The following is a 12,727-nucleotide window of genomic DNA, read 5'->3' as shown; positions in this document are numbered from 1 at the left end:
AACAAAGTGTATGACACTTTCAACCTACCAATAAGTTATCGGTAACATTCAAGCATCTAATTATATGAAAACCAAAAATAAATGTATTAATCCAGCAATAAATCCAGTGACACCACCTAGTACAATCAAAATCCATTCGTCTTCCTGAAATGCAGGACGTAATAAATTTTGAAACTCTTTCGGGGTTAACTCACTAATTCGATCTCGAAACATTTTAAAGATTTTCTGTGCACGGCTCGCATTAAAAGCTGGGTCGCTTACAGGTACCATGGTAATTTCTATAGAACGATCAATCAAGTCCGTCTTGAGTTTAGCATACTCACTTGGTCCTATTGACAACTGTAATGCAGTACGAATCAGCGGTGTTTCCATAATTACATTAACATGTCGTTTAATGATTCGACGGGTCTTATCTTTACGTGTTCCATACATCATTTCAGTCATGATTGATTTTAACGTAATTAAATCTTCCGTCACAACACTCGCAAAAACGTCGGAAACTTCTTCCTGACGCTTCATAAACGCGCCTTGAATATTATACGTACCAATACGAGGAATAACAGGTTTAATCCAAGGGAATTTACGATCTTTTTTAAGTTCAAAGAACTGTGGATAGCGTATGTAGTGTGGTTCTACAGGATTAAAGACCATCCAAATTGCAATCCAGTTCGTCAAGAAACCCCAAATTGCGGCAAAAAATGGTACTGTCCAATGCTGTGGTACAAATACATAAACAAACATTTGAATAATACCGAAGAAAATACCAATCAAGGCACTAATATGCCAAATAAAGTTAATTTCCTTTTGCCCGACTTTCAGAAACATACGTACCATGAGTTTGCGATCGCCTTCCATCTGGCGGACAATCATTTCTTTCATGTCAACAAGTGACTCGACGTTCATGGTCAGTTCAGTCACTAATCCTTTCAGAATTTCAGGCATCTGATTCTGTGCTTGTGCGTAAATTCTACGTTTCAGTGAATACGGTAAGTTTTCCCACAATACTGCATTACGATCAATCATTACCTCATCAATCAAATGCTCTAAATCACGTCCCACTTGCTCGCCAATGATCCGCGCCATGTCATCGGGTTCCATGGCATTTAGAAACTCATTGAGCGAACCAAGTTTGGACAGTGTGTTATCGGTGATGATGCCCGAAATTCGTCCTGCTTTTCGGGGGACAATTCCCTGCCACCCCACAGGCAATGGCCCAAGATGAAAACCCCAAAATTTAATCGGATAGAACACCATTTTCAGTGCCATCCACACGTGTGCCCAAGTCACAAATGCTGTCACAGGAACAATACTCAGTATTGCTAAATGATCAGGTCGATTAAAAAAGCCTTGCCACAAATCAATGACATATTCAAACATTCAAGCATCTCGTATTTATTTCTATGTGTGGTCGAATAATTTTAAAAACATTGAACTGATTTAAAAACCAACACTTAAAGTATAAGCAAACTGAATCTGTGGCTTAGTTTCAAAAACAATATCATCACCATTTTTCGACTCATCTCCCACACCAATACCTACACTAAATGTACTGATTCGTTCTTTACTCAATAATACATAGGAAAGATCAACGCCACCACCAACCTGTGTATCATCACGGTTTGCATTGACTTTCTTACTCTTCAAATGCCCAGCATAAACACCAAGATAATAGCCGTTTAAATCTGTACCTGTCATTACTACAGGCATACGAAAACCAAATTGTGTACCCACTTCATGGTCACCATTGATAAACGCACCCACTTTGGCATACCCAATACCATACGGATTGACCCATTCGCCATTCAGATGGGCAAGTTTCATGGTCATGCCTGCACCCGCATTCCAAGTAGAATACCCTTCAGACTTTAATTTAGGTTCAGGTAAGTAATCCTTAAACTCCGCATGTGTCAAACTTCCTACTGTCATTAACATGAGTAAGGGAACGATTTTTTTCATTATTTTCTCCATAGTCCCTATTTTTCCGGGCAAATCTAATCTAATTATCCTTAATTTTTTGACTTTAACAGAATTATTGCTTTGCTCATATACTGATGAGGGGAAAATTACTGTCTACAAGGTCAAATTAAGCTATAGTCAGCCAAGTCATCAATTGTATTTTTTTCAATTTTTAACGTTTAATCTATACATTCTAGGGTAAAATATTGCGCCTTGCCTATCCCCCATCAATCCGTTTTAAATAAGCCGACCACGTATGAAGCAGCAGTTTCCACTTAAAAATGTTCAGCAAGAAAAGCGTATTTTCCGCAGTCGAGTTTTTGTCTCTATTGGAATTGTGAGTTTTTTCTTGTTGCTGCTTGTGGCACGTTATGCATATCTTCAGGTTTTCCATCATCAAGAATTTACTGAAGCCTCAGATAAAAATCGAATTCGTTTGCAACCGACTGCCCCTGCGCGAGGTTATATTTATGACCGTAATGGGATTTTACTTGCAGACAATTATCCTGTATTTACCGCAACACTCAGTAAAGCAGATATTGAGGACATGGATGATACCGTAAAGCGTTTAACGCCTATTATCAATTTGACCGAAGATGATATCGATGGTTTTAATAGCCGTGTAAAAGCATCACGTAAAACTGAACGTGTCACGCTAAAACTCAATTTGACTGAACAAGATATTGCTCGTTTCAGTGAGGTGAAGTTTCAATTTCCAGGGGTGGAAATTGAAACTCAAATGACACGTTATTATCCACATGGTGAATTATTTGCCCATGTCATTGGATATGTCGGTCGTATCAACGATAAAGAATTAAAAAGTATTGATAAAGACAGTTACGCAGGTACAAATCTGATTGGTAAAATTGGCGTAGAAAAATCTTATGAAGATCTACTACATGGTTTTCCAGGGTATGAATCCATTGAAGCCGATGCACACGGTAATATCTTACGTCATCTCGGACGTAAAGAATCTACTCGTGGCAATGACTTATATCTTTCCCTTGATTACGGTCTACAGTCGATTGCGTCAGAACAACTCGCAGGACGTCGTGGTGCAATTGTTGCAATTGACCCACGTACAGGTGAAATTTTAGCCTTAGTTTCAAGTCCAAGTTTTAACCCAAATCTTTTTGTGACGGGTATTGGGCATGCAGACTATAGCGCTTTACGTGACAATCTAGATCAGCCTTTATATAACCGTGCTGTTCAAGGCTCTTACCCACCGGGTTCAACCATTAAACCAATGGAAGCCTTGGGCGGTATTCATTATAAAACTGTAGATTGGAATACCGCAATTTCAGATCCAGGTTATTTCCATTTACCAGGTGATTCACACAAGTTCCGTGACTGGAAAAAAACTGGGCATGGTAGTGTCAACATGCACAAATCTATTGTGATCTCCTGTGATACTTACTTCTATATTCTTGCTTATCAGCTTGGTATCGATCGTATGAATGATTGGATGCGTCAGTTTGGCTTTGGTGCTAAAACAGGCGTAGATTTACCGAGTGAAAGTGAAGGCTTATATCCGAGCCAAGAATGGAAAATGCGTACTCGTAAAACCAAGTGGCTCAAAGGTGAAACGATTTCAGTCAGTATTGGTCAAGGTGCATTTACTGCAACACCACTTCAGCTGGCAATGGCAACAGCTATTACAGCCAATCATGGTGCACATGTTACACCACATGTATTACGTGCAACCAAAGGCGCAAAAGAACACAAAATTATTAATGCGCCTACAGGGAAAATTAACTTTAGTGGCACAGATGCTGACTGGGTAAAAATGCGTGATGCAATGGTCGATGTGATTCAATCTGGTACTGGACGTGGTATTCGTACACCTATGTACCAAATTGCAGGAAAGACAGGAACAGCACAGGTTAAAAGTATTGCGCAAGGTAAACGCTATAATGAATCATTACTGACTGAACGTCAGCTCGATCACGGTCTTTTTGTTGGTTTTGCACCTGCGGAGAACCCTGAAATCGCAATTTCTGTCATTTGGGAAAATGGTAAACATGGTGGCTCAGCCGCACAACTTGCCCGCCCTATCTTTGATTATTGGTTATTAACTCGTAAGAAAAATCCACTCTTACCACAGAATCATCAAATCAGTGGCGGTCTAATGACTGCGGGAATTAAACCCGGTGAATTAGCAAGTGATGAAACAAATACATCAACCAATCCAAATACAGTAAATAGGTCTAAACCGGCTCAAAGTACAACACAAAATACTGTACAACAGCCCTCTCAAAATACAAACCATACAGCAAATCAAGCGGATATAACTGAATAGTGAAAAATCAATTACGCATTATTGGTGGTGAATGGAAGCGTCGTATGCTTCCTTTTGCGAGTGTTGACGGATTACGTCCTACCCCTGACAGAGTTCGTGAAACACTGTTCAATTGGTTAATGTGGGATATTCAAAATGCACAAGTACTCGACTTATGTACCGGTTCAGGTGCTTTAAGTTTTGAAGCTTTATCGCGTGGTGCAGCGCACGTCACAATGATTGAACCCAATTCAAATCAAGCCCAATTTTTAAAAGACAATATTCGTCTACTCAAAGCAGAAAACTGCCAACTCAAAGTGATGACTGCACAACAAGCATTAGTTGGGTTAAATACTCAGTTTGATGTAGTCTTTCTTGACCCGCCCTATGGTTTAAATTTATGGCAAGAGCTTGCTGAAAAGGCTGATCCTCTCATTAAAAATGAGGCTTATATTTATGTTGAAGCAGATTGTTATTTATCAAAATTAGTTTTACCGAGCAATTGGGTTCTTATGAAAGAAACCAAAGCAGGTGCAGTCCGTGCAGGGCTTTATCAAAAACAAGCTTAAAATAAGCGTATATTTACCCAATAAAATACACATCTTAAATGAGCATAAAAAAAGGAGTCCAATAAGGTCTCCTTTTTTTAATCTTGGCTTAGCTTAAGCAAGACCTTTCTCTTTTAACACTTGAAGCATCGTTGAGCCCAATTCTGCAGGACTACGTGTATATGCCATACCTGCTTTTTCAAATGCAGCAAATTTTTCGTCGGCAGTACCTTTACCACCTGAGATAATTGCACCCGCATGTCCCATACGCTTACCTTTCGGCGCAGTCACACCTGCAATATAACCAATCACAGGCTTCGTCACATCTGATTGAATATACTCTGCCGCTTCTTCTTCTGCAGTACCACCAATTTCACCAATCATAATGATTGCTTCTGTTTGTGGGTCTTCTTGGAACAATTTCAAACAATCAATTTGATTCATACCTGGAATTGGATCACCACCAATACCAATACACGTTGACTGACCTAAACCCAGTTTTGTTGTTTGTGCAACAGCTTCATAAGTTAATGTACCAGAACGTGAAATAATCCCAATTTTACCAGGTTGATGAATATGACCTGGCATAATACCAATTTTACATTCACCTGGTGTAATCACACCTGGACAATTTGGTCCCACTAGACGCACACCGTTACCGTAAGTTTCAAGGTAACGTTTTGCTTTTAGCATATCAATTGTGGGTACACCTTCAGTAATCACAACAATTAAACCCACACCAGAATCTACAGCTTCCACAATTGAATCCAATACAAATGGTGCTGGTACATAGATCACCGAAGCATCTGCTTGTGTCTCACGTACAGCTTCTTTCATGGTATTAAATACAGGTAAACCAATATGATTTTGACCACCTTTACCTGGTGTTACTCCTCCCACAACCTTTGTACCATAAGCTAAAGCTTGTTCAGAATGAAAAGTACCATTTTTACCTGTAAAGCCTTGTACCAATACTTTTGTGTTTTTATTAATTAATACGCTCATGATTGATACCCCTTAAGCTTTTACCGCAGCAACGATTTTTTCTGCAGCATCCGATAGACCACTCGCAGAAGTTAATTTCAAACCTGATTCATCAAGGATTTTTGCACCTAGCTCAGCATTATTCCCTTCCAAGCGAACAACAACAGGTACAGTTACATTGACTTCCTGAATCGCTGCAATAATTGCCTCAGCAATCATGTCACAACGTACAATTCCACCAAAAATATTAATCAATACACCTTTTACAGACGTATCAGACAAAATAATTTTAAATGCTTCAATCACACGCTCTTTGGTTGCACCACCACCGACATCAAGAAAGTTTGCAGGCTGACCACCGTACAATTTAATAATATCCATGGTTGCCATTGCAAGACCAGCACCATTAACCATACAACCAATATTACCTTCTAGTGCAACATAGTTCAGATCAAATTCAGAGGCTTTCAATTCACGCTCATTTTCCTGTGACTTATCACGCATTGCTGCGATTTCAGGTAAACGATACAGAGCATTAGAATCAATACCAACTTTTGCATCGACACAAAGAATGTCGCCATTTTCACGTACAGACAATGGATTAATTTCAAATAATGCAAAATCATTTTCAATAAATGCTTTATATGCACCTGACATGATTGTCACAAATTGAGCAATTTGTTTGTCTTTTAAGCCCAATTGGAATGCTACATCACGTGCTTGAAAAGGAAGTAAACCAACTAATGGATCAACTTCAACTTTAATAATTTTTTCAGGAGTTTCTTCGGCAACTTTTTCGATTTCCACGCCACCTTCAGTTGATGCCATAAAGGTCACACGACGGCTAGAACGATCTACCACAGCCCCTAAATACAACTCACGTTCTACGGGATAAACATCTTCACAGACCAAAATACTATTTACAGGCTGCCCATTAGCATCTGTTTGATACGTCACTAAACGCGTACCCAATAGATTTTTTGCATATTCAGCGGCTTCATCGGCAGATTTTACAACTTTTACACCACCAGCCTTACCACGACCACCCGCATGTACTTGCGCTTTCATCACCGCAAATTTGCCACCAATTTGGTTAAATGCAGAAGCAGCTTCTTCAGGTGTTGTAATCAAAATACCTTCTTGAACAGGCATACCATATTTTTTTAACAGCGCTTTGGCTTGATACTCATGTAAATTCATTTTTTACCTTTTACTACTTTTCACGTTGTTATTACTCATCACTCATTGGTCTTCCATCACACCAAATCACGACAATTATTAAAATTAGTTCTTATACTTTTAGATGATTGTTCAAATAATTACAACCATCATTATAAAAAAGAGCGGCCTAAACCGCTCTCTTTTTATCTTATTTACGCTTACGCTGAATAGCGTGAATTGCACGACCATCAACAGCTAGAGCCGCTTCGTGAACCACTTCAGAATACGTCGGATGACCAAATGTCATTAATTGTAAGTCTTCTACAGAAGATACAAACTCAAGTGCGATCATTCCTTGGTGAACGATATCAGAAGCACCAGGACCAATCACATGCATACCTAAAAGACGGTCAGTCTGTTCATCTGCAACGAATTTTACAAAACCAGCAGATTCACCAGCAGCTAAAGCACGACCATTCACCGCAAATGGGAATTGACCTGTTTTAACAGTATGACCTTTTTCTTTTGCTTGCTCTTCTGTCAAACCAACCCAAGCCGCTTCAGGATGTGTATAGATCACTGAAATGATTGTGTCATAGTTCACTTGCGCAGCATGACCGTGAATACGCTCAACCGCCATTACGCCTTCTTCCATTGCTTTATGCGCAAGCATTGGACCACGTACCAAGTCACCAATCGCATAAACACCTTCAACAGATGTTAAGCATTGATCATTCACATCAACTAAACCACGTTCAGTCAATTTAATGCCAGAATCTGCAGCCAATAAACCTTCTGCATAAGCTTTACGACCCACACAAACAATCAATTTATCGAAAGTTTGAGTTTTGTCTTCGCCTGCATGGTTAAATTGAACAGTCACTTCACGACCGTTAATTTCAGTACCTGCAACTTTTGCATTCAAACGAATATCAAGACCTTGTTTAGTCAAGATTTTTTGATATTCTTTTGCAAGTGCTTTGTCAGCCATTGGCAAGAATGAATCTGTTGCTTCAAATACAACAACTTCAGAACCAAGACGACGCCATACCGAACCAAGTTCAAGACCAATTACACCTGCACCAATCACACCAAGGCGTTTAGGTACTTCAAGGAACTCTAAAGCACCCGTAGAATCAACAATTAAATCTTCATCAACTGAAGCTACAGGAATATTTACAGGAATCGAACCTGATGCAAGAATTACATACTTAGGTTCTAGAACTTGTACAGCACCTTCATCAAGTGGAGTGAATTCTACTTTTTTACCTGCAAGTAATTTACCCGTACCTTGTAGCCACTCAATCCCATTACCTTTAAGTAATTGAGCAACACCACCAGTCAATTGATCTACAACTTTATCTTTACGTGCAATGATTTTTGCAAGATCAAACTTCACTTCACCTGTTGTAATACCATGATCATCAAGGTGATGAACTGTATCTTCATAACGGTGAGAAGAATCAAGCAATGCTTTAGACGGAATACAACCCACGTTTAAGCATGTACCACCTAAAGATGGCTTACCTTTATGTACACGTTTTTCAATACACGCAACTTTAAAACCAAGCTGAGCCGCACGAATGGCTGCTTCATAACCACCTGGTCCACCACCAATTACAACTAAATCAAATTGAGACATTTGTATCTCCAAACAATCCCCCTTAAATCCCCCTTTGATAAAGGGGGCAGATTCCCCTCTTTGATAAAGAGGGGTTAGGGGAGATTTATGCTGAATAAATTAAAGATCAAGGATAAGACGAGCAGGCTCTTCTAACAATTCTTTGATTGCTACAAGGAAACCTACAGCTTCTTTACCATCGATTAAACGGTGATCATAAGACAATGCCAAGTACATCATTGGCAAAATTTCAACTTGACCATTTACAGCCATTGGACGTTCTTGGATTTTATGCATACCCAAAATCGCAGTTTGTGGCGTGTTTAAAATAGGTGTTGAAAGCAATGAACCGAAAGTACCACCATTAGTGATGGTGAATGTACCACCAGTCATATCTTCGATGCCTAACTTACCGTCACGTGCTTTAGCAGCATATGCACGGATACCGTTTTCAACTTCAGCATAGTTCATGCGATCAGTATCACGAAGTACAGGAACAACCAAGCCACGCTCAGAAGAAACAGCCACACCGATGTCATAGAAACCGTGATAAACGATATCTTCACCATCAATTGAAGCGTTTACAGCTGGGTAACGCTTAAGTGCTTCAGTTGCAGCTTTAACGAAGAATGACATGAAGCCAAGACGCGCACCATGACGCTTCTCAAATGCATCTTTAAACTGCGCACGCATGTCCATGATAGGTTTCATGTTCACTTCGTTGAACGTTGTCAACATTGCTGTGTTTTGCGTAGCAGCAAGAAGACGTTCAGCAACACGTTTACGAAGACGAGTCATAGGAACACGTTTTTCGATACGTTCGCCTACAGCAACACTTAATGGTGTTGCAGCAACAGCTGCTGGTTTAGTTTGATGATTTGCAACATCTTCTTTCGTGATACGACCACCACGACCAGTACCATCAACATCAGATGCAGCAATACCTGTTTCAGACAATGCTTTACGTACAGCAGGTGCTTGATCAGCAACTTGAGTACGCTCAACCACAGGTGCTGCACCCGCCTCTGTTACAGCAGCAGCTTGTTCAACTTGCGCTTCAGATTGAACTGCTTCAGTTGCAGCTGCGCCAGAAACAGCACCTTCTTCAAATTGAGCAATCACTTCGCTTGATAAAACAGTATCGCCTTCATTTTTAATAATGACAGAGATTGTACCGTCAGCAGGAGCAACAACTTCCAAAACAACTTTATCTGTTTCGATATCGCAGATCACTTCGTCACGTGCAACAGCTTCACCCGGTTGTTTGTGCCAAGTTGCAATTGTTCCGTCAGCAACTGATTCTGGAAATACCGGTGCTTTAATTTCGGTTGCCATTATTTAGATTCTCCTGATTGATCAGCTACGATCGCTAATGCGTCTTGTACCAGCTGAGCTTGTTGTTTTGCATGCAAGTAAGGTGAGCCACATGCAGGTGCAGCAGAAGCTTCACGACCTGCATAGCTAATTTTAATATGTTGACCAGAAGCCATTACGCCTTCATATAAACGAGGAGCAATGAATAACCATGCGCCTTGATTCTTCGGCTCTTCTTGACACCATACCAACTCTTTGATGTTTGGATAAGATTCAAGAACTTCCGCAAGACGTTGTTCTGGGTACGGGTACAATTGTTCAACACGTACAATTGCAATGTTAAGATTTTGCTCACGACGTTTTTCAAGTAAATCGTAATAAACCTTTCCACCACAAAGTACAAGACGAGTTACGTCTGCTTTATTGATTTGATCCACTTCATCAATCACAGTTTGGAATGTACCATTTGCAAGTTCATCTAAAGTTGATGTCGCAAGCTTGTGACGAAGCAATGACTTCGGTGAAGTCACGATCATTGGTTTACGAATTGGACGAAGTGCTTGACGACGCATTGCATGATAAATCTGTGCAGGTGTAGTCGGCGTGATCACTTGCATGTTTTCTTCAGCACACAACTGAAGGAAACGCTCAAGACGTGCAGATGAATGCTCTGGACCTTGACCTTCAAAACCATGTGGAAGAAGAAGTGTTAAACCACACACACGTTCCCACTTCGTTTCACCTGATGAAATGAACTGATCGATCACAACCTGTGCACAGTTTGCAAAGTCACCGAACTGAGCTTCCCAAATTACCAAGCTTTTTGGCAATGTAGTCGCATAACCATATTCAAATGCCAATACTGCCATTTCTGACAACAAGGAGTCATAAATTGCAGTACGTGGTTGGTTTTCTTTCAAGTTACATAATGGAATATAAACTGAACCATCTGCTTGGTTATGAAGTTTCGCATGACGGTGTGAGAATGTACCACGACCTACGTCTTCACCTGTTAAACGAACCAAGTAACCATCATCAAGAATTGATGCATAAGCTAAAACTTCTGCAGCACCCCAGTTTAATGGCATTTCGCCTGTCTGCATTTTCAGACGATCATCAATTACTTTAGAAACCTGACGTTGCATCACGAAGCCTTCAGGCAACTCACGCATTTTACGACCAAGTTCTTTTAAGCGTTCGATTGGGAATGTTGTATCCCATTTGTCTGTATATTCATGACCCAAATATGGTGTCCAATCGACAAACATTTTTTCGTTTGGTTCAAGAACAAGTGCATTGGCAACATGACGACCTGCTTCAAGGTCTTCACGGTATTGCTCAACCATTGCATCAGCAGCAGCACGATCAAGTACATTTTGCTGAACCAATTGGTCTGCATATAATGTACGTGTAGTCGCTTTTTTACTGATGACTTGATACATCATTGGCTGTGTTGCAGCAGGTTCATCAGCTTCGTTGTGACCACGACGACGGTAGCAGAACATGTCAATCACAACGTCTTTACGGAATGTATGACGGAAATCATGTGCAAGTTGAGCAACAAACAATACAGATTCAGGATCATCACCATTCACATGGAAAATTGGCGCCTGAATCATTTTTGCAATGTCAGTACAGTATTCTGTAGAGCGTGCATCACGTGGATCAGATGTTGTAAAACCAACTTGGTTGTTCACAACAATATGAACTGTACCACCGACTGTGTAACCACGAGTCTGTGACATCTGGAATGTTTCTTGGTTTACGCCTTGACCTGCAAATGCTGCATCACCATGAACGATGACTGGCAATACGTCATCACCACCAATATCTTTACGACGTACTTGACGTGCGCGTACCGAACCTTCTACAACAGGTCCAACGATTTCAAGATGCGATGGATTAAATGCCAATGCCAAGTGAACTTCGCCACCTGGAGTCATCACGTTAGATGAGAAACCTTGATGGTACTTAACGTCACCAGAACCTTTTTTATGAATTGATTTACCTTCAAATTCACCAAAAAGATCTGCTGGGTTTTTACCCATAATATTAACAAGAAGGTTTAGACGACCACGGTGTGGCATCCCAATCACAACTTCTTTACAACCTACAGAACCTGCACGTTGAATTAGTTCATTCACCATAGGAATGAAAGATTCACCACCTTCCACACCAAAGCGTTTTGCACCAACGTATTTATTACCAAGGAATTTTTCAAGACCTTCAGCAGCAGTCAAACGTTCAAGTACATGCTTTTTCTGATCTGCTGAAAAACCAAATTGACCACGTGCACTTTCTAAGCGCTGCTGAATCCAACGTTTTTCTTTAGTATCAACAATATGCATATACTCAACACCAACAGAAGCACAATATGTTGCCTCCATTGCGTTAACCATTTCACCTAACGTTGCTTCAGCTTTACCAATCGCAAGATTACCTGCATTAAATACAGTATCAAGATCAGATTTAGTTAAACCGTGTGTTGCAAGATCAAGATCAGGTACATCTTCACGTTTCGCAAGACCTAATGGATCAAGTTTTGCTTTTTGATGCCCACGGTTACGATAAGCCGCAATAAGTTGCAAAACACCAATCTGACGACGTTCATGTTCAGTACTGACTTCGCTCTGAACAACAGGTTGAACACGATTTGAATTTCGACCTAATAATAAGAACTGTTCACGGATATTTCCGTGAGGCTGATCACCTTTTGGAAATTTATCAAAGTATTCTCTCCAGTCATCACCAACAGATGTTGGAGAAGCTAGATATTGTTCGTAAAGCTCTTCAATATACGCTGCACTATCAGCTGAAAGTTCAGTGTCAAGACGCAATGCGTCAGCAACTTCTTGCATTTGTGGA

9 protein-coding genes are annotated in these 12,727 nt (G+C 40.3%); 2 read left to right on the top strand and 7 right to left on the bottom strand.

What is annotated here, in order from left to right; genetic code table 11:
• Positions 1-60 precede the first annotated feature (60 nt).
• Complete coding sequence (locus ACK1JC_RS11995; protein WP_409512102.1) at positions 61-1,377, bottom strand: hypothetical protein; 1,317 nt, start codon at positions 1,375-1,377, stop codon at positions 61-63.
• Positions 1,378-1,437: 60 nt separating this feature from the next.
• Positions 1,438-1,956 (bottom strand): hypothetical protein, encoded by a 519-nt coding sequence (locus tag ACK1JC_RS11990; RefSeq protein ID WP_409512101.1) that lies wholly within the window; start codon positions 1,954-1,956, stop codon positions 1,438-1,440.
• A gap of 256 nt (positions 1,957-2,212) precedes the next feature.
• On the opposite strand from ACK1JC_RS11990, the gene mrdA reads away from it, so the two are divergent.
• Together mrdA and rsmD are read left to right on the top strand one after the other, a co-directional pair.
• A complete protein-coding gene (gene mrdA / locus ACK1JC_RS11985; protein WP_409512100.1) occupies positions 2,213-4,255 on the top strand; it encodes a penicillin-binding protein 2 in 2,043 nt (680 codons plus the stop codon).
• Positions 4,255-4,803 carry a 16S rRNA (guanine(966)-N(2))-methyltransferase RsmD gene (gene rsmD / locus ACK1JC_RS11980; protein WP_409512099.1) on the top strand — a complete coding sequence of 183 codons (549 nt, stop codon included), beginning with the start codon at positions 4,255-4,257 and terminating at the stop codon, positions 4,801-4,803. The genes mrdA and rsmD overlap by 1 nt, the downstream gene beginning before the upstream one ends.
• Before the next feature lie 93 nt (positions 4,804-4,896).
• On the opposite strand, the gene sucD is transcribed toward rsmD, so the two are convergent.
• From sucD to ACK1JC_RS11955, 5 genes are all read right to left on the bottom strand, one after another.
• Entirely contained in the window at positions 4,897-5,787 is an 891-nt protein-coding gene (gene sucD / locus ACK1JC_RS11975; protein WP_409512098.1) for a succinate--CoA ligase subunit alpha, read from the bottom strand.
• Positions 5,788-5,799: 12 nt separating this feature from the next.
• Positions 5,800-6,966, bottom strand: coding sequence for an ADP-forming succinate--CoA ligase subunit beta (gene sucC / locus ACK1JC_RS11970; RefSeq protein ID WP_409512097.1), 1,167 nt, complete (start codon positions 6,964-6,966; stop codon positions 5,800-5,802).
• A 169-nt stretch (positions 6,967-7,135) separates the two neighbouring features.
• Positions 7,136-8,569, bottom strand: a complete 1,434-nt coding sequence (gene lpdA, locus ACK1JC_RS11965) for a dihydrolipoyl dehydrogenase (protein ID WP_409512096.1) — start codon at positions 8,567-8,569, stop codon at positions 7,136-7,138.
• Between the two features lie 99 nt (positions 8,570-8,668).
• Entirely contained in the window at positions 8,669-9,883 is a 1,215-nt protein-coding gene (gene odhB, locus ACK1JC_RS11960; RefSeq protein WP_409512095.1) for a 2-oxoglutarate dehydrogenase complex dihydrolipoyllysine-residue succinyltransferase, read from the bottom strand.
• Positions 9,883-12,720 (bottom strand): 2-oxoglutarate dehydrogenase E1 component, encoded by a 2,838-nt coding sequence (locus ACK1JC_RS11955; protein ID WP_409512094.1) that lies wholly within the window; start codon positions 12,718-12,720, stop codon positions 9,883-9,885. Before ACK1JC_RS11955 ends, odhB begins: the two co-directional genes overlap by 1 nt.
• Positions 12,721-12,727 lie beyond the last annotated feature (7 nt).

Source organism: Acinetobacter sp. TY2 (genome assembly GCF_046269225.1).
Lineage (GTDB): Bacteria > Pseudomonadota > Gammaproteobacteria > Pseudomonadales > Moraxellaceae > Acinetobacter.
The sequence above is the reverse complement of the archived record's forward strand: the minus strand, read 5'-3'. Positions and strand labels throughout refer to the sequence as shown.

Bases quoted from the DNA above. Each gene is read 5' to 3' on its own strand.
- ACK1JC_RS11995 (WP_409512102.1), bottom strand. From the start codon at position 1,377: ATGTTTGAATATGTCATTGATTTGTGGCAAGGCTTTTTTAATCGACCT.
- ACK1JC_RS11990 (WP_409512101.1), bottom strand. From the start codon at position 1,956: ATGAAAAAAATCGTTCCCTTACTCATGTTAATGACAGTAGGAAGTTTG.
- odhB (WP_409512095.1), bottom strand. From the start codon at position 9,883: ATGGCAACCGAAATTAAAGCACCGGTATTTCCAGAATCAGTTGCTGAC.
- lpdA (WP_409512096.1), bottom strand. From the start codon at position 8,569: ATGTCTCAATTTGATTTAGTTGTAATTGGTGGTGGACCAGGTGGTTAT.
- sucD (WP_409512098.1), bottom strand. From the start codon at position 5,787: ATGAGCGTATTAATTAATAAAAACACAAAAGTATTGGTACAAGGCTTT.
- ACK1JC_RS11955 (WP_409512094.1), bottom strand. From the start codon at position 12,720: ATGCAAGAAGTTGCTGACGCATTGCGTCTTGACACTGAACTTTCAGCT.
- mrdA (WP_409512100.1), top strand. From the start codon at position 2,213: ATGAAGCAGCAGTTTCCACTTAAAAATGTTCAGCAAGAAAAGCGTATT.
- sucC (WP_409512097.1), bottom strand. From the start codon at position 6,966: ATGAATTTACATGAGTATCAAGCCAAAGCGCTGTTAAAAAAATATGGT.